Origin of the sequence: Sphingomonas flavalba (genome assembly GCF_047553045.1) — a bacterium.
GTDB lineage: Bacteria > Pseudomonadota > Alphaproteobacteria > Sphingomonadales > Sphingomonadaceae > Sphingomonas_L > Sphingomonas_L flavalba_A.
The window spans coordinates 2,735,441-2,761,630 of record NZ_CP180208.1 but is presented as its reverse complement, the minus strand read 5'-3'; the positions used below and the strand labels follow the sequence as shown (position 1 = coordinate 2,761,630).

The window sequence follows — 26,190 nt, the reverse complement described above, 5'->3', positions numbered from 1 at the left end:
GGGGGCTGGTCGCCGTCCCTATGCCGCCAGTCGGGCGTGGGGGCAAGGATCAGCGCTCAGAAATAGCGGGCCAGTTCGAACTGCATCCGGTGGCGGGCGGTGTCGTACAGCGCGATGTGCGACGCGTTGCGGCTGTAGGTATAGGTGACGGACGGTGAGAAGCCGAGCACCCGGATCGACCGCAGGCCGACATAGGCGCGGCCGTAAAGCCGCCAGTCCTTGCGCGCGTCGAAGCTGAGCAGCGGGATCGGCGCGTCGTACCAGGCGCGCGAAACGCTGCCGGAAAGACCGGCGTTGATGCCGTGGCGCAGCTCGCCGCCAATGCCGGCGCTGACGCCCAGCTCGGTGTTGGCATAGGCATCGCCGCGCAAATCCTCGCGGCGGACAAAGCCGGTCAGCGACGCGATCATCGTGCGGCGCACGACCCGCTCGTAGCTGGCCGATCCGCCATAGCTCCAGCCGCCATACTGGCTGCCATAGTCCGAATCGTAACGGCGGATCTCGATCCGGCCGCTGACCCGCTGGCCAGCGGACAGGTCGCGCTGGTAGCTGATCCGCGCGCCGCCGCCCTTCTGCACCGCGGTGCCGCCGTACCAGCGGACAAGGCCAAGCGCCTGGATGCTGGCGCGGGTGCGCGGGCTCAGCGTCGCCTCCGGCCCGGCGGCGAGCAGCAGCGATATGTCGTCGTTGCTGGTCCCGCGCTGGTTGGTCGCCTGGCCGCTGGCGTCGATCGCCAGCGCGACCTTCTCGCTCAGCCCCAGCCGCATGCCGCCCTGTACGCCGAATGTCTGGCCGACGCCGGACCGCCGCCGCGCGTCGCGGCCCAGTTCGAAGGCGATCGGCTGGCCGTCGATCTGCAGGGTGCTGTTCTGGGTTTCGGCGTTGGTCGCGCTGTTGACGTTGCTGTCCGGCACCAGGCCGAAATCGAAGTTGAAATACCAGTTGCGCCGGTTGCGGATGATCGCGCGGGAACTGCGGATCGTCCGTTCGATTTCCGGCGGCAGGCTCGATGCCTCCTCGGCCAGCCGGAAATGGTGGTCGGCGGCGGCGTCCTTGCCCTGCAGCATCAGCGCGCGGGCCAGTTCCAGCCGGGCGCGGGTCATGTCCGGCCGGTCGCGCAGCACCGCGCGGAATGCGGCGACGGCGCCGTCCAGGTCGCCGGTTTCGACTGCGACATAGCCGATCAGGAACTGCCGCTCCATCTTGTATTGCGGCGCGTGCTCCAGCGCGGCGAGCAGCGGCTTCGCCTCGTCGAACTTGCGGTCGAGGACCATTCGCTCGGCGACGCGCAGCACCTCGGCCGCGGTCATCCGGGCGCTGCATCCCTCTGCGGTGCAGGTCGGCGTTTCGGCGGCGAGCGCCGGGGTTGCGGGGAGCAGGCCCACCGCAACCGTCGCCAGCAAAATGCGCATGGTTATTTCTTGCCGGTGAAGGCGCCCAGTATGTCGATCCGCTGGTCCGGCGTGCCGCCGACGATACGGAAGCCGCCACCGACTTCCTCGGCCGCCGGGCCATAGAAGGCACCGTCCAGACTCGATCCGGCGATATCGACCGGGTGGTCGCCGCCGCCCGGAGCGGTGAAGCCGGCGCTGTTGAACACGCCGATGAAACCGCCGGCATTGACCAGGTCGATGCGCCCGGTGCCGCTGGCGGTAAAGGTGGTCCCGGCCGGCAGGATGCTGGCGGAGGAATCGGTGAAATAGTCGACCTGCGGCGCGAAAACCGTGCCGTTCAGCGTCGCGGTCAGCGTTGATGCGCCGAAATCGACGTCCAGCTTCGACGTGCCGCTGATCCACTGGAAGAAGGTCGGCAGTTCGGCGACGGCACTGCCCTGATAGACGCCGTCGAAGGTCGGGTTGTAGACCATCGTCGCCAGCATCGAGCCGGTATAGCTGCCGCTGCCAGTTTTCGGCACCGCGCTGGCGTTGGTCATTTCACCATAGGCGAAGGCGCCGCGCTCCAGCTTCCATGTCGCCTGGAACGCGTCTTGCGTGCCGATCTGGATGTTGTGCCAGCTCATCGAATTGCGGACATAACCGGCATAGGTGACGTATTTGGTCGTCGACCCCGGCACTTCGTAGAAGAAACTGGTCGCCTGATAGGTCGAACCGTCGGTGCCGATCGCGGCGTTGTGGTTGTCGCCGGGATTGATCGCGCCGGTCCCGCTGGCGCGGTAGGGCGACAACGGGTCGCCGTCGCCGGCCTGCAGATAGCGGATATTCGGGTTGTTCAGGTTGGGCGTGCCCCATTGCGGCTCAAGCGTGCCCGAAAAATCGGTCCGCGACGCCGGGTCCTGAAAACGGGTCTGGGTGTCCGCGCCCGATTTCGGGTCGGTGACGGTCAGGGTGAAGATCGCGTCGCGCGGGTCATAGGCGATCGAGATGCTCGAATTGCGCACGCTCGTCGCGTTGCCGGCGAAGGTCTGCGCCTGCTGGCCGCAGCAATTGCGGTCGTCGGTGGAATACTGGAACACCTGGCTGCCGCCGACGCCGACATAGGTCTTGGCGGCCAGCGGGGTGACGAAACTGTGGACCTGATTGGGGGTAGCGGGCGGTGGCGTACTGCTCGCGGTCTGCGGGCCGCCGCCCGAACAGGCGGCCAGCGCGGTGGTCGCGACCAAAATTGCCCAAATACGCATGCTAGATCCCCATTGCCCGCACGGCGAACGCCCGCGCTCTCCCGCCGGGTCGTAACGAACGATGGTTAAAAGGAGCTAAATGACGCGCGCCGCCGCGCGCGAATGCGACGAAGCGCGGTCCATCGTTTTTCGGTACGCCGCCGCGCCGCCAGCACCGGGCTGGTCATCCGCGCAAAGGCCGCAATCCGCCGGCGGCACGAAACGCCGTGCCGGGGAATGCCGGGGCAGGGTGGCCTTGGTCCGGGGCTATTTGCCGCGGCGCTTGCGGTGGGTTTCCATGTCGAGGACGGCGCTGTCCACCCCTTCGGGCAGCAGGCCCAGCCGGCGGGCGACTTCCTGATAGGCCTCGACCTCGCCGCCCATGTCGCGGCGGAAACGGTCCTTGTCGAGCTTTTCGTTGGTCGTCGCGTCCCACAGCCGGGCGCCATCGGGGCTGATTTCGTCGGCCAGGATCAGCCGGCTGTAGTCATTGTCCCAGATTCGCCCGAATTCGAGCTTGAAGTCGACCAGACGGATACCGATGCCGGCGAACAGGCCGGACATGAAGTCGTTGATGCGGATCGCCATGTCGGCGATGTCGTGCATCTCGTCCTGATTGGCCCAGCCGAAACAGGCGATATGCTCCTCGGAAATCAGCGGATCGCCGAGCGCGTCGTCCTTATAGTAATATTCGATGATCGTGCGGGGCAGCGGCGTGCCTTCCTCGATCCCCAGCCGCTTCGACAGGCTGCCGGCGGCGACGTTGCGCACCACCACCTCGATCGGCACGATTTCGACCTGGCGGATCAGCTGCTCGCGCATGTTCAGCCGGCGGATGAAGTGAGTCGGTACGCCGATATGGCCGAGCAGGGTGAAGATGTGCTCGGAAATCCGGTTGTTCAGCACGCCCTTGCCGCTGATCGTGCCCTTCTTCTGGGCGTTGAACGCCGTCGCGTCGTCCTTGAAATACTGGATCAGCGTGCCGGGTTCCGGGCCTTCATAGAGAATCTTGGCCTTGCCTTCGTAGACCTGGCGACGACGAGCCATGTGGCGGACCTCCTGCGGGCGCGGCGCGCATGCGTCGGCGCTTGAAACGAACGACGCCCCGGACGCGCGGCGAACCGTGCGCGCGTACCGAGGCGGACGCAGCGGCCTATAGCGGAAGCAGGGGGGACAGGCAATTGACGACGGGTCGCCGCGCGCCGGGCTCCATTCATCGCCGGTTAGGCGAATCGGTGGCATGGGAGAATCATCGTAAACGACATGGCAAGAACGGCTTCGGTCTGTTAAATGGCCATTTGTCGGTGCCGGTCGTATCGATGCGTAAGGAGGGTCGCAGTCCATGTTGAAGGAAGCTTTGACGTCCAGCACGGCGAAGCTGATCGCCGCCTGTGTGTGTCCGGTCGCGGGCACCACGGCGCTGACCGTTTCCGTGCCGCAGGTGCGCCAGGCTGTTCACAAGGCGACAGCGCCGGCGCCGAAGGCGCGCGCCAAGCCAAAAGTGCGCCCCGCCGCGCAGCCGGCGGCGCCGCAGGTGGAATGCCCCGCCGATACGCCGATCCTGCTCTCCGGCTATTCGATCGCGCCGCTGACCGATTTGCCGCCGGAACGCTTTGCCGGCGGTCCGGGGGGTGGCGATCCGGGGCGTGGCCCTGGTCCGGGGCCAGGGCCGTGGGGGCCGCCGGGGCCGTGGGTCCCACCGGGCATCCCGTTCGTGCCGCCGCCGGTTAAACCGCCCGTCGTTCCTCCGGTCAATCCGCCGGTCACGCCGGGCGTGCCGGAACCGGCGACCTGGGCGCAGCTTATCCTCGGCTTCGGCATTATCGGCGCCAGCGCGCGGGTGACCTACAAGCGGCGCGGCGAATCGGCCTGATCGGGGATCGGGCCGGGCTTGCCGGCCAGCTTGTCAGGGGGTCATGAAAAAAATCCGCGCGGATCAGTTGCTTGTCGATCGCGCGCTCGCCGAAAGCCGGGCCCGCGCGCAGGCGCTGATCCTCGCCGGGCTGGTATATTCAGGTGATAAGCTGGTCGGAAAGGCCGGCCAGCCGCTCGCGCCCGACGCCCCCCTGTCGGTGCGCGGCCGCGATCATCCCTGGGTGTCGCGCGGCGGCATCAAGCTCGACCATGGCCTCAGCCATTTCGGCTGGGACGTCGCCGGCGCGGTGGCGATCGACGTCGGCTCGTCGACCGGCGGCTTCACCGACGTGTTGCTCAGCCGTGGCGCGGCGCGGGTCTATGCCGTCGACTCGGGCACCAACCAGCTCGCCTGGAAGCTGCGTCAGGACCCGCGCGTCATCGTCCACGAACGCACCAGCGCCCGGCTGCTGACCGCCGACCATATCCCGGAGCCGGTCGACCTGATCGTCTGCGACGCCAGCTTCATCGGCCTCGCCAAGGTGCTGGAACGGCCGCTGACCTTCGCGGCCCAGCCCGCGCGGCTGATGGCGCTGATCAAGCCGCAGTTCGAGGCCGGCCGCGCCGATGTCGGCAAGGGCGGCGTCGTCCGCGACCCGGCGGTGCGCGCCGCCGCCTGCAGCGCGGTTGCCGACTGGGTGGCGGCACAGGGCTGGCAGGTCGACGGCATCGTCGAAAGCCCGATCACCGGCCCGCAGGGTAATGTCGAATTCCTGATCGCCGCGCATCGCGGTCTGCCGCCTGTGGAGCAACGCCCGGCGCTGTGCTAGCGGCGCGCGATGCTTACCCTTACCGGCATCACTGTGCGGCTTGGCGGCCGCACCATCATCGACCGCGCGACCGCGGCGTTGCCGCCGCGCAGCCGGATCGGCCTGATCGGCCGCAATGGCGCCGGCAAATCGACGCTGATGAAGGTGATGATCGGCCAGATCGACCCGGACGACGGCACGGTCGACATGCCGCGCGACACCCGCATCGGCTATATCGCGCAGGATGCGCCCGCCGGCACCGCCACGCCGTTCGAGACGGTGTTGGCCGCCGATACCGAGCGCGCGGCGCTGCTCGCCGAAAGCGAGACCTGCGTCGACCCGGACCGGCTTGGCGACATTCACGAGCGGCTGAACGCGATCGACGCCTATGGTGCGCCGGCGCGGGCGGCGCGCATCCTGGTCGGCCTTGGTTTCGACGAAGGGATGCAGGCGCAGCCGCTCGACAGCTTTTCCGGCGGCTGGCGGATGCGCGTCGCGCTTGCCGCGTTGCTGTTTTCCGGGCCGGACCTGCTGCTGCTCGACGAACCGTCGAACCACCTCGACCTTGAGGCGACGCTGTGGCTGGAAAATTTCCTGAAAGACTATCCGACGACCGTTATCGTCATCAGCCACGAACGCGATCTGTTGAACAAGGTCGTCGACCACATCCTGCATCTGGAACAGGGCAAGGTGACGCTCTATCCCGGCGGCTATGACGCGTTCGAGCGGCAGCGTGCCGAGCGGCTGGCTCAACTGTCCGCCGCCCGCGCCCGCCAGCAGGCGGAGCGCGAGAAGCTGCAGGCTTTCGTCGACCGCTGGCGCGCCAAGGCGAGCAAGGCCAAGCAGGCGCAGAGCCGGATGAAGGCGCTGGAGAAGATGCGCCCGATCGCCGCCGCGCTGGAGGACCCGACGCTGTCCTTCGCCTTTCCCAGCCCGCCGGAAATGCGCCCGCCGCTGATCACTCTCGACATGGCGGCGGTCGGCTATGGCGCCACCCCGGTGTTGCGGAGGTTGAACTTGCGCATCGACCCGGATGACCGGGTCGCGCTGCTCGGCCGCAACGGCAACGGCAAGACGACGCTTGCCCGGCTGCTCGCGGCGCAACTGCCGGCGATGGGAGGCGCGATGAATGCGTCGGCCAAGATGAAGGTCGGCTATTTCACCCAGTATCAGGTCGAGGAACTGGACGCCGACGCCACCCCGCTGGAACATATGACCCGCCAGATGCCGGGGGCGACGCCAGCGGCGGTGCGGGCGCAGCTTGGCCGATTCGGTTTTTCGGGCGACCGGGCGACTCAGCGCGTCGCCAGCCTGTCCGGCGGCGAGCGGGCGCGGCTGGCATTGGCGCTGATCACGCGCGACGCGCCGAATCTGCTGATCCTCGATGAGCCGACCAACCACCTGGATGTCGATTCGCGTGAGGCACTGGTCCAGGCGCTGAACAGCTATGCCGGCGCCGTCGTCATCGTCAGCCATGACCGGCACATGATCGAACTGGTCGCCGACCGGCTGGTGCTGGTCGACAGCGGTGAGGCCAATGAATTTTCCGGTACGCTCGAAGACTATACCGATCTCGTGCTGGGCCGGGGCGGCGGCGGCGCCACTGATGAGGACGGGAAAGCGAAGGGCGGCCGCAAGGCCGATCGCCGCGCGGCGGCGGAAGCGCGCGAGCGGAACCGGACTTTGCGCGCCGCCGCTGGCCGGGCGGAGCGCGCCGTCGCCGAATTGAGCGAGGAGCGCAGCCGCATCGACCGCGCGCTATTCGACCCGACCGCCGCCGGGCCGGGCGAGCGCGACTGCACGGTAACCGAGCTGATGAAGCGCCGCGCCGATGTCGAGAAACGGCTGGGGGCCGAGGAGCGGCGCTGGGTCGAGGCGATGGAAGCGATCGAGGCGCCGGCCGACGCCTGAGCCGGTTTCGCCGTCTCGCTGTTTTCTTGACAAGCCGCCGGCTTGTGCCATGCTTACCGTCATGACCGGTCCGCGGCACATCCAGCGAATGTTCGCCAGAAAGAATCTGATCGCCGGATTCTAGTCCCGGCTCGGGTTCCGCGGTTCCGAGCCACGCCTTTCCGGCGCACCGCCCCAACGGGCTATTTTTCCGGTTTTCACCCTTTATTCCGTTATTTCCCGCCCGTCGGGCCAGAAGGCAGATTGCAATGAAGACTCCGTCACGCAGCCCAACAAAGCCCCGGATCGTCCTGTGCGAGGAGGATCACGACCGGCTGAGCGCCCTGGCCGATGCCGTCGCCGACAACGCGCCGGACCTTGCCGACGTGCTGATGGCGGAAATGCAGCGCGCCCGCGTGGTCAAGCGTTCGGCATTGCCCGAAACCGTCGCGCGGATGGGGTCACGCGTCACTTTCCGCACCGAGAATGGGCGTGAGCGCACCGTGACGCTGGTGTTCCCGAAGGAAGCGGACATCGCGCTCGGCCGCCTGTCGATCCTGACGCCGGTCGGTGTCGCGTTGATCGGCCTTAGCGAAGGGCAGAACATGCGCTGGACCGGCCGTGACAGCACCGACCATGAACTGACGGTGCTCAGCGTCGCGCAGGATGTGGACGTCGCCTGACCGGACTCGCGCTGCGGCTCAAATGGCACCCGAATCGACCGCGGCGATGAACGCTTCGATCCGGTCGTCGAGCAGATAGGGCACGGCGCGACGCACCCGGTCTTCCGGCCAGTGCCACCAGGCGATGTCGAGCAGCCGGGCGATCACCGCTTCGGAAAAGCGTAGCCGGACAAGCTGCGCGGGATTGCCGGACACGATGCCGTAAGCGGGCACGTCGCGGGTGACGACGGCGCGGGCGCCGATAACCGCGCCGTCGCCGATCGTCACTCCCGACAGGAGCAATGCGTCGCGCCCGATCCACACGTCATTGCCGATGACGACATCGCCGCGGGTGCGCGGATGGCCCGTGATGTGCCGATAGTCCGGCAGGATGGCGGGAAATGGGTAGGTGGAGACCCAGTCGGTCCGGTGCTCGCCGCCGAGCAGCACGGTGACATTGGCAGCGATCGAGCAATAGGCGCCCATCACCAGATCGGCGTCGCCGGGATAGGCGGCGATCGACAGGCCGCCATAGCTGCCGCGCCCGATTCGATATTGCGGATAGGCTTCAGCCAGCATGCGGGGGCGCGGCGCCCGGCCGAGCAGGCGGTTGAGCAGCGCGGTCAGCCGCCGCCCGACTGAAGACGATCTCATACGGCACTCCCCGGCACGAAACGGCGCAGCGCGGCGATCCGGGCGTGCAGCTCCGCCGGCATCGTCCTCCATCCGAGCAGGCTGATCGCCGCGGTCAGCACCACCGCTGCCACCCACCAGGCCGGCTGGTGATAGGACAGCAACGCTGTGGCGAAGACGCCAACGGTCAGCAGCGCGGCATTGGCGACGATCAGTCGCTGATTTTCCAGCCGCCCGGCGGCGGCGATCGACATCAGGATGAAATCGGCGGCGCAGCGGATCGTGAAGACGACCGCGCAGCCGATCAGCCCGAACTGTTTCATGCCGAAATAGAGCGCGACCAGATAGACCGGAATCTGGGCAAGCAGCAGCTTGGTCACCAGGTCGGGCCGGCCGGTGCCCTGCAGGCGGCTATAGGGGATGACGGCAAAGGCGTTGATCCAGAACCCCAGGATGATGATACCGCCGACCGCCGCCGCCGGGGCGCCGAGTTTCGGCCCGATCCACAGGTCGAGGAACGGATGGAGCAGGAACAGCGCGACCATGATCGGCGGGCCGAGCACGCTGAGCAATGAGAGCAACGCGGTCGACGAGATGCGGGCCTGTTCCTCCGGCGCGGCGGTCGGCAGGCGCGGGAAGATCGCGCTGACCAGCGCGTTGGGCAGGATCGCGATGCGCTGGGCGAGCTGGAACGGCACGGTGTAGACGGTGACCGCCGTCGCGCCGAGAATCGCGCCGATCGCGAAGCGGTCGACGATGACCAGCGCCGGGCCGAAGATGGCGGTCAGCGTCACCCACCCGCCATAGGCGAGAAGTTCGCGCGCGCGGCGTGTGTCGAATCGCATGCGCTCGCCGCGCAGCACCAGTTGGTGGCAGCGGACCCACATGAACAGGATCGCCACCGCGCGCGCCGCCAGCGCCGCTGCCAGCAGCCCCCATATGTCCGGTCCGATCAGCCAGGCGACGGTGAGCGGAAAGATCTGGAATAGCGCGGTCGAGGTGACTGAGAGGATATTGACCTCAAGAAAGCGGTCGCGGCCCATCAGCGTGCCGGTCAAAACCCCGGTCATCGTCGCGATCGGCACCGAGGCGGCGAGCAGCGGCACGCTGGCCATGATCTCCGGTCGCAGCGCCTCGTCGACCTTGAAGACATGGGCGAAGAAATAGCCGGCGGACGGCCACAGGATCGCCGCGCCGACCAGGCCCATGACGATGTTGACCATGATCGCCGACCAGAACACGTCGGCGCGCTCCGCCGACGATCCGTCTCGCAGGGCGGAGATGTGGTAGGTGGTCGCCCGGCCAAGCCCCAGGTCGAACAGGCCGAAATAGCCGAGAAACAGCCAGGCGATCGACAGCACGCCGTAGCGGTCGTCGCCGATCAGCCGCAGGTAGAGCGGCACCGTGACCAACGCCAACACGATCGGGATGGCGGCGCCAACCAGATTGTAGTTGGTGTTGCGGCCGATACTCACCCGCGCGCATCCTCCGCCAGATCAAGCAGCGCGCGGCCATAGGCGGTCTTTTCGAACAGCTTGCCGCGCGCGACGAGCTGGTCGTGGCCGATGAAGCCGTTCTTGAACGCGATTTCCTCAAGGCTGGCGATCTGGACCCCCTGCCGTTTCTGCAGGGTGCGGACGAATTCACTCGCCTCGATCAGGCTGTCGTGGGTGCCGGTATCCAGCCAGGCATAGCCGCGGTTCATCTGCTCGACGTACAGCTCGCCCGCGTCCATATAGAGGCGGTTGAGGTCGGTGATCTCCAGCTCGCCGCGCGCCGAGGGGCGAACCTGCGCCGCCAGGTCGCAGACCCGTTCGTCGTAGAAATAAAGGCCGGTCACCGCATAGTTGGATTTGGGTTCAGCCGGCTTTTCCTCGATCGACAGCGCCCGGCCGCCTGCGTCCAGTTCGACCACGCCATAGGCGTGCGGGTCCTCGACCCGATAGGCGAAGATGGTGGCGCCGCTTGTGCGATCGCGCGCCCGCTTCAGGATCGCACTCAAACCCGCGCCGAAGAAGATGTTATCGCCCAGCACCAGCGCGCCTGGGCCGCCGGCGAGAAAATCGCGGCCGATCAGGAACGCCTGAGCCAGCCCCTCCGGCCGCGGCTGCACGGCGTAGGTTATGCTGAGGCCGAACTGGTCGCCATCGCCGAACAACCGCTGATAGTTGTTGAGATATTCGGGCGACGAGATGATCAGTATCTCGCGGATACCGGCCATCATCAGCACCGACATCGGGTAATAGATCATCGGCTTGTCGTAGATCGGCAGGAGCTGCTTGTTGATCGCCAGCGTCGCCGGGTGGAGCCGGGTGCCGCTGCCCCCGGCAAGGATGATGCCTTTCATGCGCTTTCCGATTCCAGCAGTTCGTCGAGGATGGTGTCGATCGCCTCGCGCCAGGGCCGTGGCGCTATAGCATAGTCGCGGGTGATCTTCGCGGTGGCGAGGCGGGAATTGGCCGGCCGTCGTGCCGGCGTTGGGTAATCGGCGGTGGTGATCGGGCGGACGACCGGGGTGAAGGCGGTGCGTTCGAACACCGCCGTCGCCAGGTCGTACCAGCTTGCCGCGCCGGCGTTGACGAAATGATAGGTGCCGGCCGGCCCGCCCTTCGTGGCGATCCGTAGCAGCGCGGCGGCGATGTCCTCGGCCGAGGTCGGGCAGCCGATCTGGTCGGATACGACGCCCAGCTCCGGCCGCTCGGCGCCGAGGCGCAGCATCGTCTTGACGAAGTTCTGGCCCCATGGGCTGACCACCCATGCCGTGCGGAGGATGACATGATCGGCCGTGGCGGCGCGCACCGCTTGTTCGCCCGCGGCCTTCGACGCGCCGTAGACGCCGAGCGGTGCGACCGGATCGTCCTCTTCGTAAGGCGTCGGCTTGCTGCCGTCGAAAACATAGTCGGTGGAAACGTGGATCAGGCGGATGCCACGCGCCGCCGCCGCTTTTGCCAGCAATGCGGGTGCGGTGGCGTTCACCGCATGGGCTGTCTCCGGCTCGCTTTCGGCACGGTCGACGGCGGTATAGGCGGCGCAGTTGACGATCGCCGCCCAGTCGCCGCTGGCGACCGCCGCCGCGATCGATGCCGGCGCGGTCAGGTCGAGCGTGTCGCGGCCGGGCGTGACGACAGTCACGCCGAACCGGTCGGCCAGCCGGCGCAGGCCGGTGCCGACCTGCCCGCTGCCGCCGGTGACCAAAATCGCCGGGCGCGCCACGGCTCAGGCGCTCTTCAGGCCGAGCCGCTCACCGGCATAGGCACCGGACTGGATCGGGCGCCACCATGCCTCGTTGTCGAGATACCAGCGGATCGTCCGGTCGATGCCGCTCTCGAAATTTTCGCGCGGGCGCCAGCCCAGCTCGCGTTCCAGCTTCGACGCGTCGATCGCGTAGCGGAAGTCATGGCCCGGCCGGTCGGCGACGAAGCTGATCTGCCGCCGATAGCTTTCGCCGTCGCCGCGCGGGCGGATGCGGTCCAGCGTGTCGCAGATCGTCTCGACCACCGCCAGGTTGGTGCGTTCCGAATGGCCGCCGACCATGTAGCTTTCGCCCGGCGTGCCGCGTTCGAACACCGTCGCCAGCGCGCGGACATGGTCGTCGACATACAGCCAGTCGCGGACGTTCTGGCCGGTGCCGTAAACCGGCAGCGATTCCCCGGCCAGGCATTTCAGGATGACCAGTGGGATCAGCTTTTCCGGGAAATGATACGGACCGTAATTGTTCGAGCAGTTGGTGATCAGTGTCGGCAGACCGTAGGTGTGGTGCCAGGCGCTGACCAGATGGTCCGACCCCGCCTTGGATGCCGAATAGGGCGAGCGCGGGTCGTAGGCGGTATCCTCGGTGAAATAGCCGTCGTCACCGAGCGCGCCGAACACCTCGTCGGTGGAGATGTGGTGGAAACGGAATGCCGCCTTGCCGGCTTCGTCCAGCCCGCGCCAGTGGTCGAGCGCCGCCGCCAGCATGGTGAAGGTGCCGACGAGATTGGTCTGGATGAACTGCGCCGGGCCGTCGATCGACCGGTCGACATGGCTCTCGGCGGCGAGGTGGGTGATAATCTGCGGCTGGAATTCGGCGATCAGCGCCGCGATCCTGTCGCGATCGCACACGTCGGCGCGAACGAAGCGATAGCGGTTGCTGTCGGCGACCGGTGCCAGCGAGGCAAGATTGCCCGCATAGGTCAGCGCGTCGACGTTCAGCACGCTGTGCTCCGTCTCGGCAATCAGGTGGCGGACCAGCGCCGAGCCGATGAAGCCGGCGCCGCCGGTAACCAGGATACGCAACGCACTCATGACAACTCCGTCAGGGTCAGCGGAACGCCGTCATAGGCGAAACCGGTTTCGATCCCGTTTAGCCGGGGCAGCGCCCGGTCCTTGTCCGAAAGCTGCGGCGCCGCGCCGTCCAGCGGCCAGGCGATGGCTACGGCCGGGTCGTCCCAGGCGATGCCGGCATCGCTTTCCGGCGCGTAGAGCGCCGACGTCTTGTAGGCGACCTCGCAATCTGGCTCCAGCGTCAGGAAGCCATGGGCGAAGCCGGTCGGGATGTAGAGCTGTTCTCCGCCGTCGGCGGTCAGCGTCGCCGCCACCCACTGGCCTAGCGTCGGCGAACCGGCGCGGATGTCGACGGCGACGTCCCAGATCCGGCCGCGCAGGCAGCGGACGAGCTTGGCCTGCGCGTGCGGCGGCCGCTGGAAATGCAGGCCGCGCAGCGTCGCTGCCGGCCGCGACAGCGACTGGTTATCCTGCACGAAGGCGTCGGCGATGCCGAAACTCTCGTAGCGCGCCTGGTTGTAGGTCTCGCTGAACCAGCCGCGCGGGTCCTCGAAGCGCCGTGGGACGATCTTGAGGACGGCCACGTCTCAGCCTTTCGCCTGTTCGAGCGAGCTGTCGCCGGACGCGCCGCGGCCGATGCCGACATAGGAAAGGCCGGCACGCTCGGCATCGTCGGGTGCATAGATGTTGCGCAGGTCGACAAGCAGCGGGTTGCGCATTGTCGCGGCGATCCGACGCAGGTCGAGGGCGCGGAACGCATCCCATTCGGTGATGATCACCAATGCATCGGCGCCCTCGGCGGCGGCGAGCGCATTGTCCTTGAAGCCGATGCCGTCGAGCACCGCCTTCGCGGTTTCATGCCCTTCGGGGTCGTAGGCGACGATTTCCGCCCCGGCGTCGCGCAGCACCGGCACGATCGACAACGACGGCGCGTCGCGCATGTCGTCGGTGTTGGGCTTGAAGGTCAGGCCGAGCAGGCCGATCCGCTTGCCCTTCACGTCGCCGCCCAGCGCCGTGATGATCTTGTGCCCCATCGCCACCTTGCGCAGGTCGTTGGCGGCAACCGTCGCGTCGACGATGCGCAGCGGCACGTCATATTCCTCGGCCGTGCGCAGCAGTGCCAGCGTGTCCTTCGGAAAGCAGGAGCCGCCATAGCCCGGCCCGGCGTGCAGGAATTTGGCGCCGATGCGGTTGTCGAGGCCGATGCCGCGCGACACGTCCTTGATGTCGGCGCCGGCCTTTTCGGCCAGGTCGGCTAGTTCGTTGATGAAGGTGATCTTGGTCGCGAGGAAGGCGTTGGCGGCGTATTTGATCAGTTCCGCCGTGCGCCGGCCGGTGAACAGGATCGGCGAGCGGTTGAGGTAGAGCGGCCGATACAGTTCGCGCATCACATTCTGCGCGCCGATGTCGTCGGTGCCGACGACGATCCGGTCGGGGCGCTTGAAATCCTCGATCGCGGCGCCTTCGCGCAGGAATTCCGGGTTGGAGACGACGGCGATCGCGATATCGGGCCGTGCCTCGCCGACGATCGCTTCGACCTTGTCGCCGGTGCCGACCGGCACGGTCGACTTGTTGACCAGCACGGTCGGTCCGGTCACCGCCTCGGCGACCTCGCGCGCGGCGGCGAAGACGTAGCTGAGGTCGGCATGGCCGTCGCCGCGCCGCGACGGGGTGCCGACCGCGATGAACACGGCGTCGGCGCCCGCCACCCCGGCCTTGATGTCGGTGGTGAAGCTCAGCCGCCCGGCGCGGACGTTGCTGGCAACCAGCGCGTCCAGCCCCGGCTCGTAAATCGGAATGCGGCCGTCCTTCAGCGCGGCGATCTTCGCTTCGTCCTTGTCGACGCACACCACTTCGTGGCCGAAGTCGGAAAAGCAGGTGCCGGAAACCAGCCCGACATAGCCCGAACCGATCATGGTGATTTTCATGGAAACCTCATCGCTGTGCGCGGCTTCGTTAGCGATGCGCGTGGACAGGCGCCACCCGCAAACAAGGTTATTGCCGCCGTTGTGGAACGGTCTGACCGCGAATCCGCGCGGCGGCGGTCATTCGCCGCCGGACAGGAACTGTGCGGTCGATGCAGCGATAGCGCCGCCTTCCGATTCGGCGCGGCCGCCCAGGCAGCGGGCGAGAAACGTCTCGGCGATCGCGTTGAAGGCGATGTTGTTTTCCGGCCGGTGGAACCCATGCCCCTCGTCGGGGAACAGGACATAGGTGACGGGGATCGCCTTCGCCTGCATCGCAGCGACAATCTGGTCCGATTCCGCCTTGTTGACGCGTGGGTCGTTGGCGCCCTGGCCGATCAGCAGCGGACGGGCGATTCGCTCGGCGCTGTAGAGGGGGGATGCACGTTTCAGCGCTTCCAGCCCTTCTGCCGTGTTCGGGTTGCCCATCCGCTGGTGGAACTGCTCGATCCCCGCCGTCCAGTAGGGCGGAATCGTCTTCAGCAGGGTTCCCAGGTTGGATGGGCCGACAATGTCGACGCCGCAGGCAAATGCCGTCGGGGTGAAGGCCAGCCCGGCGAGCGTCGCATAGCCGCCATAGGAGCCGCCCATGATCGCCACCTTGTCGCGCGCCGCGATGCCCTCAGCGACTGCCCAGTCGACCGCGTCGATCAGGTCGTCGTGCATCTTCAGGCCCCATTGCCGGTCGCCGGCGCTGATGAACGCCTTGCCGAAGCCGGTCGAGCCGCGGAAATTGACCGACAGCACCGCATAGCCACGATTGGCCAGCCATTGATGGTAAGGGTTGTAGCCATAGCCGTCGCGCGCCCACGGCCCGCCATGGACCAGCAGCACCATCGGCACCGGCGCGTCGGGCACGCCGTCGCCATCCGCATCGCTTCCCGGCGGCAGGCTGAGATAGGCGGTCAGGGTCAGCCCGTCGCGGGCGGCGATTTCCAGCGCGTGCATCGCGACCAGCGGCGCGTCGGCCAGTTCCGGCCGGCTGACGTAGAACAGGCTGAGCGTGTTCCGGGCGCGATCATAGAGATAGACAGCGGGCGGCCCGGTCACCGGATCGACGGCGACGGTCCATTTGTCGTCGGCGTCGGTGCGGGCGGTGACGGTGATGTCGCCGTCCAGCCGGTCGCGCAGGAAGGCAAGCGAGTCACCGACCGCCGGTGCCGTCGCCGTCCATTCGGTGCGCAGATAGGTGGCGGCCCAGGCATCGACAACGCCGGTCACCGGGTCCGCCATTACCGCGCCGATGTCGGCGCGCGGGTCTTCCGCGACGATCCGCGTCGCGCCGCTCGCCACGTCCTGCGCGATCAGTGCGGCGGTATTGCGGCCCCGGCTGTCGAGCCAGTAGAGCGTCGTGCCGTCGGCGGTGAACCCGGCCGGCTGGGTGGTCAGCGCGTCTTCCAGCGTCGTCGTGCCAAACGGGGCCTCGGCAACGGCGCCGTCCGCGATGTGAAAGAAATCGAAACCGCCGTCTGCGTTCGGGCGCAGCGCCATCCGCAAATCCAGATTGTCGTCGGCGAGGAAGCCGGCATAGCCGTCGCCACGGATCACCTCGGTCAGCGTACCGGTGGTCAGGTCGAGGCTGTGGACGTCGTGCCAGCGCGCGTCGCGGTTGTTGAGGCCGACGAGAATGCGGTCGCGAATGCGGTGCGACGTGCCGACCACCATCGCGCGGGTATTGTCGAACGGGGTCAGGCAGGTTTCGGCGCCGGTGGCGACATCGACGCCGTAGAGCAGGAAATTCTCGTCACCGCCCTTGTCCTGCACGAACAGGATGCGGCTGCTGTCGGGCGACCAGAAATATTCGCCGATCGGCCGTTCCGTCTCGGCGGTCATCGGCCGGGCGGCGGTGCTGTCGCCGACGGGCGCGATCCACACGTTCATCACCCCGTCGCGCGGCGCCAACCAACTCAGCCAGGCGCCGTCCGGGCTGATCCTGCCCATTGCCCGGCTCGGATTGCCGAACAGCTTGGCGCGGGCGATCAACGGGGCGGCGGGGGTGGGGGGCGTGGTGGGGCTGCTCATAGCCAGAGCAGATAATGGCATCGCGGGCGCGGGCAACCCCGGCTGTGCCGAATCAGCCGCCCGGCTTGCGGCGCAGCGGCACCGGGACGTTGCAGATGTCGGCGCCGCCGGCGGGCAGGTTGAAGAAGGCATCTTGGCGGTTGGCGCGGGCGGTCGCATAGGCGGCGAAGGTAGGGCTGTCGGTCGCAAGATATTGCCAGGCCGGGGCGGTCGTGCCCGAATCGCCGCGCCGGATGCTGGCGATCGGTACATGCTGTGCGGCATCGGCATAGATGCCGAGCGCGTCGGTGCCGCGCGGCAGCGCGCTCAGCCGCTCGATGCCATCGATGACACGGCCGACCAGCGCGATGTTGCGGTCGAGGTGGCGCGGCGCGTGGCCGATTACCGCATACAACTCCGCCCCGGTGCCGGTATCCGGGCTCATGTCCCGCCCGACGCCGACCATGCCGTAGCAATGGACCAGCCAGCCATTGCCCTTGCCATCGGTCGCGACCGGCCAGCCGCCGGCATGGCCGGTCTGGCGGGCATAGGCGTCGGGAAAGCCGAGGGGACGGAAACCGGTGCCGGCCAGTGGCCGCTGATATTCGGCGGGCGGTGTCGGCTGGACGGCGGCGGGCGCGGCTCGCGTCGCGTCCCCCCACTGGACGACATAATTGTCCTGCACCCGGTTGATGCCGGCGCCGTCCCAGAAGCGCGCGGTGGCGAAGGTAGCGATGTTGGCGACGTGCACCGGCGCCCAGCCGGGGGCGAGCTGGATCGTCACCGTGCCGCCGTCGGCCAGGGTCATGACCAGCAGGTCGGCGGGCGCGATGTCCCGCCACGCCTCCGCCGGCGCCTGAGCGACGATGTCTGTGGGGGACAGTCCGGCAGCAGCCGTGGCGGCGAGGAGGGAGAGCAGCATCGGCGGAGGATGGCACGGGCAGCGGTTCCCGAAAAGGGGTCTCACGGCGTCGATCAGGCGATTCCGCCTGTAACAAAAATGGTTTAGGGCAACGCGGTGGGCATGCAGGACATTATTCGCGCTAAGCGTGACGGGCGGGCGCTGGAACGCCCGCAGATCGACGCGGTTGTCGCCGCTCTCGCCGACCGGTCGATCGCGCTCGAGCATGCCGCGGCGCTGGCGATGGCGATCTACCTGAACGGCATGGATGCCGGGGAGACGGCGGCGCTGACCGGTGCGATGGCGCGATCCGGCACCGTCATCGACTGGCGGGCGGAAGGGCTGCCCGGCCCGGCGCTCGACAAGCATTCGACCGGCGGCGTCGGCGACAAGGTCAGCTTCCTGCTTGCGCCGATCGTCGCCGCGTGCGGCGGCTATGTGCCGATGGTCGCCGGGCGCGGGCTTGGCCACACCGGCGGGACGATCGACAAGCTGGCGGCGATCCCCGGCTATGACGCCTTCTGCGGGCCGGACCGTTTTCGCGCGGTGGTGTGCGGGGCGGGCTGTGCGATTGTCGGTCAGACGCCGGACATCGCGCCGGCCGACGGGCTGCTCTACGCCGTCCGCGACGCGACCGCGACGATCGAGTCGACGCCGCTGATCGTCGCCTCGATCCTGTCGAAGAAGGCAACGGCGGGGGTCCAGCATCTGGTCATGGACATCAAGACCGGGTCGGGCGCGTTCATGCGCGACGGGGCGGAGGCCTGGGCGCTGGGCGACGCGATCGTCGCGGCGGCGGCGGCGATGGGCATGCCGGCAGTCGCGCTGGTCACCGACATGGGATCGGTGCTGGGAGCGAGCGCCGGCAATGCGCTGGAGGTGGCGGAGGCGATCGCTCATCTGACCGGCGCCGCGCGTGATCCGCGGCTGCATGCGGTGACGATCGCGCTGTGTTCTGAACTTCTGGTGATGGGCGGCCTCGCTGCCGACCCGGCCGATGCCGCGGCGCGCTGCGAAGCGGCGCTGGCGAGCGGACGGGCGGCAGAGGCGTTCCAGCGCATGGTGGCGTTGCACGGCGGGCCGGCCGACCTGGTCGAGCGGCCGCGGCGGCACCTGGCGCAGGCGCCGGTGGTCCGCCCGGTGCCGGCGCCTGACGGTGTCGTCCAGCGTGTCGATGCGCGGGCGATCGGCGAGGCGATCATCGGCCTTGGCGGTGGCCGGCGGCGGATCGCCGATGCGATCGACCTGTCGGTCGGGTTCAGCGCGGTCGCGCCGGTGGGCGCAGCCGTGGGCGCCGGGCGACCGCTGGCGCTGGTTCATGCCGCCGACACAGCTGCGGCCGAGCGCGCGATTGCCGAATTCCAAAACGCCGTTATCGTCGGTGGCGAAGCGCCCCGTCCGGCGGCGCTGATCCGCAGCCGATAGGGGAAGCCGGCGCGCATGACCAAATGGCTGATCGGCATTGCCGGCATCCTGGTGATCCTCGGCATCGCCTGCCTGTTGTCGTCCAACCGCCGGGCGATCCGCCCGCGTGTCGTCTGCGCCGCCTTCGCGCTGCAGGCCGGTGTCGCCGTCCTCGTGCTGTATGTGCCGTGGGGACGGGCGGTGCTGGAATTCCTGTCGGGCGGCGTCGCCAACCTGCTCGGCTATGCCAAGGCGGGGACCGATTTCATCTTCGGGCCGCTGGCGGCGCCCGGAGTCGGTGGCGCCAGCTTCGCCATCGCGGCGCTGCCGGTCATCGTCTTCTTCGCCTCGCTGGTCGCCATCCTCTACCATTTGGGGGTGATGCAGTTCGTCATCCGCTGGCTGGGCGGGGCGATCGAGAAGGTGATCGGCGTGTCCAAGGTCGAATCGCTGTGCGCGGCCGCCAACATCTTCGTCGGCCAGAGCGAATCGCCGCTGGTCATCCGTCCCTATCTGGCCGGGCTGACCCAGGCGCAGCTGTTCACGGTGATGACGTCGGGCATGGCCGGGGTCGCCGGCACCATTCTTGCCGCCTATGCGTCGATGGGCATCCGCATCGACTATCTGCTCGCCGCGTCGTTCATGTCGGCGCCGGGCGGGATATTGATGGCGAAGATCATCATGCCTGACGTGCCGCCGTCACCGCTGAGCGACCCCAAGGCGGATGCCGAGGCGGAAGCGCTGGTCATGTCCGAGGCGCATTATGAGGAAGAGAAGCCGGCCAACATCATCATGGCAGCGGCGCAGGGCGCGCAGACCGGCGTCCGGCTGGCGGTGGCGGTCGGCGCGATGGTCCTCGCCTTCGTCGCCCTCGTCGCGCTGGCCAACGGCATACTGACCGGCGTCGGCCACTGGTTCACGCCGCACGACATCACCTTCCAGGGCCTGCTCGGCTATGTGTTCGCGCCGGTCATGTACCTGCTCAACGTGCCGTGGGACGAGGCGCTGAAGGCCGGCGGCCTGTTCGGCGAGAAGATCGTGCTCAACGAATTCGTCGCCTATATCGACCTGGGCGCGATCCAGTCCGGCCTCGCGCCGCACACGGTGGCGGTCGTCACCTTCGCACTATGCGGCTTCGCCAATTTCAGCTCGATCGCGATCCAGATGGCGGTGACCGGCAGCCTGGCGCCCAACCAGCGCCCGGTGATCGCCCGGCTGGGGCTGAAGGCGCTGGCGGCGGGGTCGCTCGCCAACCTGATGAGCGCGGCCTTCGCCGGGCTGTTGCTGGCGCCGTAGCGGAACCAATCCGTCATTCCGGCGAAAGCCGGAATCCGCCCGTCTTGCGAAGGGAGACTGGGAAGGGAGATCTCAGCATACGCTGGGCGACGCAGCGATAGCCGGCGGACATTGTATCGTTGACCACAGTTGGCGATCCCGCTCGGGTTCGCTCGCCAGTCGCTCGGCCCGACACGGGGAGAGCGAGGCTTGTCCCGCCGCGCCAAAGCATATGGCGGTATTCGCCCCCATAACGGACGTGGCCAGTCGGCGCGCTATTTCGTAAACTCTAGAACTGAGATCTCGCCGCTGTCAGCGTCAACGGCCACTTTGTAGCAGGACCATGTATGGGCCGTGAGGTTGATTCCGTCCCAGCGTATTGCCGTGAAGCAATCTTGTCGGGTGGCATCACCGTGAAAGACCGGCTTAGCTCGCCAGAGTTCTACGCCATTTCGATCTGTGGCAACTAGATTACGACCATCTCGAACATCATCCGCCATCCAATCATATAGCGTTACGGTGGCGTCGTTCAGCAGTCTTGCTCGTTCCAAGATTTCAGCGTTGATCACAGCCGATCCCTAAGCGCCATGTCGTTCAATACATCGGCTTAGAGCCGAGATCGCGTATGTCTGCAATCCACCATTCACGGACATCTATCTTCGCCACCGTGCCGGTGTGGTCAGAAATGCAATTTCTAGCCGATATCACCCCAGCGCACGCCGGGGGGTATAGTGATAGCGGATGGAAATTGTATTTGTGACCACACGGCGGCGGCGAAGGGGGCAAAAAAATTGGTGGGAAGCCGCCCAGCGATTTCGAAGGAACGGCGGGTTAATAGCGGTCGTAACAAAGCGACGGAAAACCCTGCATTTGGGGTTGTCGCTTATTCGTCCAACCCGACAGCGTTTTTCGGGCATCGAAATCGGGATAAAACGGGCCGGCAATTCGGCCTTGAAAACATGTGCGACAATCATGTGATTGTCGACAGGCCCGGCGTGACCGCTTCAACATTTACATGAATGTGCCGCCCCGTGCCTACCTGCGCCCGTCAGCCCGGATTGCGAAGGGCGCTTGCCCTCTACGCTTTCCCTTTCGAGAAATGGGTAGTGGCGAGATAGCGGCTAGGATATGTGCCCCGTCATGACGGACGACCTTTTTGCTGATACTATGATCCGGCATCAGACCATCACGCGGGACAGCGTTGGTAGCCTGCAGGGCTCTTCCCGGCATCTTGCCGACTGCGATATTGAGGAATCCGATCTGTCTGGTTTCGACATGTCGGGCTGGACGTTCGAGCGTTGTAATTTGCGCCGCACCAATTTGAGTACAGCGGTGCTTGAAAGCACACGCTGGCTGAATTGCAGGGCCGCTTTCGCCAACTTCACCGGTGCCAAGCTGAATGAGGCAGTGTTCGTTGCAAGCGATCTGAACAATGCCTCGCTGAGGCGATGTGCGCTTGAAGGCGCAAGGTTCGAGCGCTGCAAGCTCACCGGTGCCGATCTCTCGGAGATAAAGGCGCTCAGTGTCCATTTCGAAGAGACGCTGTTGATCAATGCCAAGCTGCCGGGCATCTCGTTCCGCAAGCGGACGTTGCGCCGTCTGGATTTCTCACAGGCAGACCTGCGCAAGTGCGACTTTCGGCAGTCCGTATTCGAGGAGTGCAGCCTGCGCGAAGCGGCGCTGGACGGATCACGCTTCGACGGGGCAGATCTGCGCGGAGCGGATTTGGGTGGCCTTCGCCTTCAAGATGCCAATCGGTTCCGGGGCGCCACTATCTCTCGCGGGCAGGCCGGACAGCTTCTCGGAGAGCTGGGACTCAATGTCGTTTGAACTGTCGCTGTACACGGGCCTACCTATCTTCGATCCCAATCGAGACAGTGCTGCAGCCTGATCGAAAAACAGGTCAGTCCGTCCGAAAACACTGGTTTGGATTGTACATCGGTCGAGCGGGACGAGGCGGTTCGGGGGCATCGCAGAATCTGGTCGTAAACGTACGCTAGGTGTTTGGTCCCATCATTTGATGGCTTATTATCCATGAAGGAATGGAAGGAAGCCATATGGGACAAGTTCGTCATGGGAGCGCCACGACCACGCACGCTGTCCGAGCAGCGATACAGCGATCGCAAGCTTCGCTCGCGGCGTTGAGCCGGGAGTTCCGCATCAATCCCAAAACGGTTGCGAAATGGCGGCAGCGTGCAACGGTCGAGGATCTAAAGACTGGGCCGAAAGCCCCTCACTCCACGGTGATGACCGAGGCTGAGGAGGCGATGATCGTGGCATTCAGGCGGCACACACTGCTACCCTTGGATGACTGTCTATATGCGTTACAGCCATCCATTCCGCATCTCACGCGGTCTGCTTTGCATCGCTGCCTGCAACGTCACGGCATTTCTCGCTTGCCCGACATTGCGGGAGACAAGCCTAAACGACAACGCTTCAAGCGATATCCTATCGGCTTCTTCCACATGGATATTGCTGAGGTTCAGACGGCTGAAGGCAAGCTTTACCTGTTCGTCGGCATCGACCGCACAAGCAAGTTTGCGGTCACCCAGTTGGTAGACAAAGCCGACCGAAAGACGGCTTGGGAGTTTCTCGAGCATCTACTGAAGACAGTGCCTTACCGGATCCACACGATTCTGACGGACAATGGCATCCAATTCGCCGAGCAGTCGCGTAACCGAAACACCGCATACTCCCGTCAGATGCGGTTCGATATGATCTGTGAGGCGAACGATATCGAGCATCGCCTTACAAAGCCGAACCATCCGTGGACCAATGGTCAGGTGGAGCGCATGAACCGTACCATCAAAGAAGCTACAGTTAAGCGCTTCCACTACGAGAGCCATCAGCAACTCAGGACGCATCTGGCGGACTTCATTGACGCCTATAACTTCGCTCGCAGGTTGAAGACCCTCAGCGGCCTCACCCCCTATGAATATATCGTCAAAATCTGGACTTCAGACCCTGACAGGTTCATCGTAAATCCCATCCATCAAATGATGGGACCAAACACCTAAAGCGAACCGCTATTTGCCCGTATTGCCGTGGATCACGGGTATCCCGCCCTCTGCCCATCGCCCGCTTCCACAAAGGCCGGGCGCCAATTCCGGCGGCCACCTCATCCGAAACCGGCCATTCGAAATCGTCCTCTTGAACGGCGGGTTTGTCCCACCTCAGGTCATAAGCAGAATGTCTGCTCATTGGTTTGCCATGATCTCGGTTGAGCGACTTGAATGGGCGCGTTGCTGCCTCGGCGGCGTGCTCCACGGACCGCAGCTATTGCGCGGCGACATTTACGATGGCCAGGCCACCGTAATTTGCCGCGCTACAAGCTATAGCCGCGCCTTGGACCAGAATGGGAACGGCAGCTTCCACCAGAATCCACCGTTCAAAGGGAACGGATGACGCGTCGCAAATTGCCGTTCGCTTATCCTTTTGGGCTTAGCGTACGTTTACGACTAGATTCTGCGATGCCCCCTTATGGGGGCGGTCGGGCGCTATCGTCTCACGCCTGCTTCTTCGGACGCCCGCCCTTCGCGCCGTTCGCGCGGGACGCGGCGGTTTTGGCAGGTGATTTTGACCGCCCTGCCTGCCGTGCCAGCGCCTTGCTCATCCAGTCCTTGGTTCCGAACACACCGGCCACCAGTGCTGGCACGTAAACGTCAGCGTCTAGCTTCGGCCAGTGCAGATTGAAGCCCACGCCATCGACCTCGACGTCCGCCAGATCGTCAGGGCTGGCATCGCTCAATTCCTGCACGAGATATGACGGGAACACGTAGGTGCAGCCGTTCACCAGATCGACGGTGACGCGCCCTGTCTTGCGGTTGTAGCGGGCGGCGGTGGCGCGGGGTTCGGTTTCCATCGCGACCCGTCCACGGGCTTCCGCCGCTTCAAATTGTGCATCAGTCAGGTTGTCCATGAATACGCTCCCATTCCTGCAAGAACTCGTCACGGCGCTCGATCACGTCTGCCATCAGTCGCCGTTGGTCCGACCGTTTGATGCCGATGAAATAGACCGCTTCGGGTTTGCCATCGGGACCAGACAGGTTGACCTTCGCCTGCCCCGCCCCGGTGATGTGAATATGCGCCGGTTCATGATCTGCCGTGTAGATAACGAACCGGAAGCCGTGGGCGCGGTGAATGACAACCATACCGCAAATATAACCTAACTGTTGGGTTTTTCAAGTGGGCAGTTCAGTGAATGCCCATTCTTGCGAAAGCGCGGGAATGCACCTAGGTAAAAGCCATTACAGAATAGGAGATAAAATCGACATGGACATGACTATCGCCGCCTTCACCCCTCTGGTTTCGCTGCGAGAAGTTTTGTCCCATGCCTGTAACTGTTTCCCTTTCCGAGCTGTCTTGGTCCACGCCTGACGGCACACCGCTTTTCTCCGACCTTAACCTGACCTTCGGCTCCGAGCGCACCGGCGTCGTGGGACGCAACGGCACCGGCAAAAGCACACTTCTGCGTCTGATAGCGGGCCATCTTAACCCGGCATCAGGGCAAGTCAGAGTGACCGGGTCCCTTGCCATGATGCGTCAGGAGGCCATGGAGTATCCTGACGAGACCATCGCCGATCTTTTTGGTGTGCGGGCGGCGCTCGACCTGCTCGACCGTGCCGAGGCAGGCGAGGCCACAGCCGATGACTTGGCCGAAGCCGACTGGACGCTGCCTGCCCGGATCGACGCCGCGCTTGCCAGTTGCGATTTGTCGGCGGAGCCGCAGACCCCGCTTGCCACGCTTTCCGGCGGGCAGCGCAGCAGGGCGGCGCTCGCTTCGCTGATCTTGGCAGAGCCTGATTTCCTGTTGCTGGATGAGCCGACGAACAACCTCGACCGGGACGGACGCAAGGCCGTGATTGATCTTATCCGTACCTGGAAAGGTGGCGCGATCATCGCGAGTCATGATCGAGAGCTTCTGGAAGAAATGGATGCCATCATTGAACTCACGTCGTTCGGCGCGACCAGATATGGCGGCAACTACGCCGTTTTTCGGCAGCAAAAGGATACCGAGTTGGAGGCAGCGACACGCGCCCTGGCCCATGCCGAAAAGACCCGCACCGAGGCCGCGCGTCGTGCGCAACAAGCGGCCGAGCGCAAGGCCCGTAAGGACAGTGCCGGACGCAAGGCACGGGCGAAGGGCGATCAACCGAAAATTCTCATGGATGCTGCCAAGGATCGGGCCGAAGCTTCGGGCGGTGCGGGTGCCCAACTGCGCGAAGCCCGGCGCAATTCGGCCGAAGAGACACTTGCCGCCGCTCGCGAAAAAATCGAGGTGTTGGAACCTTTTCGCATGGAGATCGCACCGACTGGTCTACCTTCTGGCAAGACCGTGCTGCGGTTGGATCATGTGACTGGCGGGCACGATTCAAACCGCCCGGTGATCCGCGATCTGTCGCTGGCCGTCACCGGCCCCGAGCGGATCGTCATCGCCGGGCCGAACGGCAGTGGAAAGACCACGCTTCTCAAGCTGATCACCGGCCAGCTCACCCCGCAGTGCGGGCAGGTGGACCTCTCCGTCGCATTCGCAATGTTGGATCAGCATGTTGGCTTGCTCGATATCGAACTGACCTTGCGCGAGAATTTCCTGAGGGTGAACCCTGCTACGACGACGCATACGGCCCATGCGGCTTTGGCGCGGTTCGGGTTCCGCGCGGATGACGCCCTGCGCCGCGCAGGTGATCTGAGCGGAGGCGAGCGGCTGCGGGGTGGCTTGGCCTGCGCCCTTGGCGGCACTCCGCCGCCCGCGCTGCTGATCCTGGACGAGCCGACCAATCACCTTGATCTTGATGGCATTGAAGCCTTGGAAGCGGCGCTAACGGCTTATGATGGAGCGGTCCTAGTAGTGAGTCACGATCAAGCATTCCTTAAATCGCTCAGACCGGACAGGGTTATTCAGCTAAAGAAATGACGT

Annotated in this window: 23 protein-coding genes; 9 read left to right on the top strand and 14 right to left on the bottom strand. The window is 65.8% G+C overall.

The features are described 5' to 3' along the window. Window positions 1-56: 56 nt before the first annotated feature. The 3 genes from ACMT1E_RS13205 to purC all read right to left on the bottom strand — a co-directional run bounded on the left by ACMT1E_RS13205 (window position 57) and on the right by purC (window position 3,664). Complete coding sequence (locus tag ACMT1E_RS13205; protein ID WP_414900809.1) at window positions 57-1,412, bottom strand: surface lipoprotein assembly modifier; 1,356 nt, start codon at window positions 1,410-1,412, stop codon at window positions 57-59. A gap of 2 nt (window positions 1,413-1,414) precedes the next feature. Then, a complete protein-coding gene (locus tag ACMT1E_RS13200; protein ID WP_414900808.1) occupies window positions 1,415-2,638 on the bottom strand; it encodes a transferrin-binding protein-like solute binding protein in 1,224 nt (407 codons plus the stop codon). A 246-nt stretch (window positions 2,639-2,884) separates the two neighbouring features. Then, window positions 2,885-3,664, bottom strand: a complete 780-nt coding sequence (gene purC / locus ACMT1E_RS13195) for a phosphoribosylaminoimidazolesuccinocarboxamide synthase (protein ID WP_414900807.1) — start codon at window positions 3,662-3,664, stop codon at window positions 2,885-2,887. Window positions 3,665-3,959: 295 nt separating this feature from the next. Between purC and ACMT1E_RS13190 the strand changes: the two genes are divergently transcribed. From ACMT1E_RS13190 to rnk, 4 genes are all read left to right on the top strand, one after another. Continuing rightward, the gene (locus tag ACMT1E_RS13190) at window positions 3,960-4,490 is read left to right on the top strand and encodes a PEPxxWA-CTERM sorting domain-containing protein (protein ID WP_414900806.1); all 531 of its coding nucleotides are present in this window, start codon (window positions 3,960-3,962) and stop codon (window positions 4,488-4,490) included. 43 nt (window positions 4,491-4,533) lie between these two features. Beyond that, entirely contained in the window at window positions 4,534-5,301 is a 768-nt protein-coding gene (locus tag ACMT1E_RS13185; RefSeq protein WP_414900805.1) for a TlyA family RNA methyltransferase, read from the top strand. A 9-nt stretch (window positions 5,302-5,310) separates the two neighbouring features. Beyond that, window positions 5,311-7,191 (top strand): ABC-F family ATP-binding cassette domain-containing protein, encoded by a 1,881-nt coding sequence (locus ACMT1E_RS13180; protein ID WP_414900803.1) that lies wholly within the window; start codon window positions 5,311-5,313, stop codon window positions 7,189-7,191. Between the two features lie 248 nt (window positions 7,192-7,439). Further along, window positions 7,440-7,853, top strand: a complete 414-nt coding sequence (gene rnk, locus ACMT1E_RS13175; RefSeq protein ID WP_414900802.1) for a nucleoside diphosphate kinase regulator — start codon at window positions 7,440-7,442, stop codon at window positions 7,851-7,853. A gap of 18 nt (window positions 7,854-7,871) precedes the next feature. On the opposite strand, the gene ACMT1E_RS13170 is transcribed toward rnk, so the two are convergent. From ACMT1E_RS13170 to ACMT1E_RS13130, 9 genes are all read right to left on the bottom strand, one after another. Beyond that, window positions 7,872-8,486, bottom strand: coding sequence for a CatB-related O-acetyltransferase (locus ACMT1E_RS13170; protein WP_414900800.1), 615 nt, complete (start codon window positions 8,484-8,486; stop codon window positions 7,872-7,874). Continuing rightward, window positions 8,483-9,940, bottom strand: a complete 1,458-nt coding sequence (locus tag ACMT1E_RS13165) for a flippase (RefSeq protein ID WP_414900798.1) — start codon at window positions 9,938-9,940, stop codon at window positions 8,483-8,485. Before ACMT1E_RS13165 ends, ACMT1E_RS13170 begins: the two co-directional genes overlap by 4 nt. Continuing rightward, window positions 9,937-10,812 carry a glucose-1-phosphate thymidylyltransferase RfbA gene (rfbA, locus tag ACMT1E_RS13160; protein ID WP_414900796.1) on the bottom strand — a complete coding sequence of 292 codons (876 nt, stop codon included), beginning with the start codon at window positions 10,810-10,812 and terminating at the stop codon, window positions 9,937-9,939. The genes ACMT1E_RS13165 and rfbA overlap by 4 nt, the downstream gene beginning before the upstream one ends. Continuing rightward, window positions 10,809-11,678 carry a dTDP-4-dehydrorhamnose reductase gene (gene rfbD / locus ACMT1E_RS13155; protein ID WP_414900795.1) on the bottom strand — a complete coding sequence of 290 codons (870 nt, stop codon included), beginning with the start codon at window positions 11,676-11,678 and terminating at the stop codon, window positions 10,809-10,811. Before rfbD ends, rfbA begins: the two co-directional genes overlap by 4 nt. Before the next feature lie 3 nt (window positions 11,679-11,681). Beyond that, window positions 11,682-12,740, bottom strand: a complete 1,059-nt coding sequence (gene rfbB / locus ACMT1E_RS13150) for a dTDP-glucose 4,6-dehydratase (RefSeq protein WP_414903430.1) — start codon at window positions 12,738-12,740, stop codon at window positions 11,682-11,684. A gap of 5 nt (window positions 12,741-12,745) precedes the next feature. Next, a complete protein-coding gene (rfbC, locus tag ACMT1E_RS13145; protein WP_414900794.1) occupies window positions 12,746-13,312 on the bottom strand; it encodes a dTDP-4-dehydrorhamnose 3,5-epimerase in 567 nt (188 codons plus the stop codon). A gap of 3 nt (window positions 13,313-13,315) precedes the next feature. Then, a complete protein-coding gene (locus ACMT1E_RS13140) occupies window positions 13,316-14,656 on the bottom strand; it encodes a UDP-glucose dehydrogenase family protein (RefSeq protein ID WP_414900793.1) in 1,341 nt (446 codons plus the stop codon). A 117-nt stretch (window positions 14,657-14,773) separates the two neighbouring features. Beyond that, entirely contained in the window at window positions 14,774-16,714 is a 1,941-nt protein-coding gene (locus tag ACMT1E_RS13135) for a S9 family peptidase (protein WP_414900792.1), read from the bottom strand. Window positions 16,715-16,766: 52 nt separating this feature from the next. Next, a complete protein-coding gene (locus ACMT1E_RS13130; RefSeq protein WP_414900790.1) occupies window positions 16,767-17,615 on the bottom strand; it encodes a peptidylprolyl isomerase in 849 nt (282 codons plus the stop codon). Between the two features lie 102 nt (window positions 17,616-17,717). On the opposite strand from ACMT1E_RS13130, the gene ACMT1E_RS13125 reads away from it, so the two are divergent. From ACMT1E_RS13125 to ACMT1E_RS13110, 4 genes are all read left to right on the top strand, one after another. Then, window positions 17,718-19,019, top strand: a complete 1,302-nt coding sequence (locus tag ACMT1E_RS13125; protein WP_414900788.1) for a thymidine phosphorylase — start codon at window positions 17,718-17,720, stop codon at window positions 19,017-19,019. 15 nt (window positions 19,020-19,034) lie between these two features. Beyond that, window positions 19,035-20,294 carry a NupC/NupG family nucleoside CNT transporter gene (locus ACMT1E_RS13120; RefSeq protein ID WP_414900786.1) on the top strand — a complete coding sequence of 420 codons (1,260 nt, stop codon included), beginning with the start codon at window positions 19,035-19,037 and terminating at the stop codon, window positions 20,292-20,294. Between the two features lie 1,119 nt (window positions 20,295-21,413). Continuing rightward, a complete protein-coding gene (locus ACMT1E_RS13115; protein ID WP_414900784.1) occupies window positions 21,414-22,103 on the top strand; it encodes a pentapeptide repeat-containing protein in 690 nt (229 codons plus the stop codon). A 227-nt stretch (window positions 22,104-22,330) separates the two neighbouring features. Then, the gene (locus tag ACMT1E_RS13110) at window positions 22,331-23,290 is read left to right on the top strand and encodes an IS481 family transposase (protein ID WP_414900783.1); all 960 of its coding nucleotides are present in this window, start codon (window positions 22,331-22,333) and stop codon (window positions 23,288-23,290) included. A gap of 488 nt (window positions 23,291-23,778) precedes the next feature. On the opposite strand, the gene ACMT1E_RS13105 is transcribed toward ACMT1E_RS13110, so the two are convergent. Beyond that, on the bottom strand, window positions 23,779-24,192 hold the full coding sequence (locus tag ACMT1E_RS13105; protein WP_414900782.1) for a DUF2442 domain-containing protein: 414 nt from the start codon (window positions 24,190-24,192) through the stop codon (window positions 23,779-23,781). Continuing rightward, a complete protein-coding gene (locus ACMT1E_RS13100) occupies window positions 24,176-24,424 on the bottom strand; it encodes a DUF4160 domain-containing protein (protein WP_414900780.1) in 249 nt (82 codons plus the stop codon). Before ACMT1E_RS13100 ends, ACMT1E_RS13105 begins: the two co-directional genes overlap by 17 nt. A gap of 179 nt (window positions 24,425-24,603) precedes the next feature. Here ACMT1E_RS13100 and ACMT1E_RS13095 point away from each other — a divergent pair, with 179 nt between their 5' ends. Beyond that, window positions 24,604-26,187: an ABC-F family ATP-binding cassette domain-containing protein gene (locus tag ACMT1E_RS13095; protein WP_414900778.1), complete on the top strand. Its 1,584-nt coding sequence runs from the start codon at window positions 24,604-24,606 to the stop codon at window positions 26,185-26,187. Window positions 26,188-26,190: the final 3 nt, after the last annotated feature.

Coding starts and splice junctions, on each gene's coding strand:
- ACMT1E_RS13205 (WP_414900809.1), bottom strand. CDS start 1,412: ATGCGCATTTTGCTGGCGACGGTTGCGGTGGGCCTGCTCCCCGCAACC.
- ACMT1E_RS13200 (WP_414900808.1), bottom strand. CDS start 2,638: ATGCGTATTTGGGCAATTTTGGTCGCGACCACCGCGCTGGCCGCCTGT.
- purC (WP_414900807.1), bottom strand. CDS start 3,664: ATGGCTCGTCGTCGCCAGGTCTACGAAGGCAAGGCCAAGATTCTCTAT.
- ACMT1E_RS13190 (WP_414900806.1), top strand. CDS start 3,960: ATGTTGAAGGAAGCTTTGACGTCCAGCACGGCGAAGCTGATCGCCGCC.
- ACMT1E_RS13185 (WP_414900805.1), top strand. CDS start 4,534: ATGAAAAAAATCCGCGCGGATCAGTTGCTTGTCGATCGCGCGCTCGCC.
- ACMT1E_RS13180 (WP_414900803.1), top strand. CDS start 5,311: ATGCTTACCCTTACCGGCATCACTGTGCGGCTTGGCGGCCGCACCATC.
- rnk (WP_414900802.1), top strand. CDS start 7,440: ATGAAGACTCCGTCACGCAGCCCAACAAAGCCCCGGATCGTCCTGTGC.
- ACMT1E_RS13170 (WP_414900800.1), bottom strand. CDS start 8,486: ATGAGATCGTCTTCAGTCGGGCGGCGGCTGACCGCGCTGCTCAACCGC.
- rfbA (WP_414900796.1), bottom strand. CDS start 10,812: ATGAAAGGCATCATCCTTGCCGGGGGCAGCGGCACCCGGCTCCACCCG.
- ACMT1E_RS13140 (WP_414900793.1), bottom strand. CDS start 14,656: ATGAAAATCACCATGATCGGTTCGGGCTATGTCGGGCTGGTTTCCGGC.
- ACMT1E_RS13135 (WP_414900792.1), bottom strand. CDS start 16,714: ATGAGCAGCCCCACCACGCCCCCCACCCCCGCCGCCCCGTTGATCGCC.
- ACMT1E_RS13130 (WP_414900790.1), bottom strand. CDS start 17,615: ATGCTGCTCTCCCTCCTCGCCGCCACGGCTGCTGCCGGACTGTCCCCC.
- ACMT1E_RS13125 (WP_414900788.1), top strand. CDS start 17,718: ATGCAGGACATTATTCGCGCTAAGCGTGACGGGCGGGCGCTGGAACGC.
- ACMT1E_RS13120 (WP_414900786.1), top strand. CDS start 19,035: ATGACCAAATGGCTGATCGGCATTGCCGGCATCCTGGTGATCCTCGGC.
- ACMT1E_RS13115 (WP_414900784.1), top strand. CDS start 21,414: ATGACGGACGACCTTTTTGCTGATACTATGATCCGGCATCAGACCATC.
- ACMT1E_RS13110 (WP_414900783.1), top strand. CDS start 22,331: ATGGGACAAGTTCGTCATGGGAGCGCCACGACCACGCACGCTGTCCGA.
- ACMT1E_RS13105 (WP_414900782.1), bottom strand. CDS start 24,192: ATGGACAACCTGACTGATGCACAATTTGAAGCGGCGGAAGCCCGTGGA.
- ACMT1E_RS13100 (WP_414900780.1), bottom strand. CDS start 24,424: ATGGTTGTCATTCACCGCGCCCACGGCTTCCGGTTCGTTATCTACACG.
- ACMT1E_RS13095 (WP_414900778.1), top strand. CDS start 24,604: ATGCCTGTAACTGTTTCCCTTTCCGAGCTGTCTTGGTCCACGCCTGAC.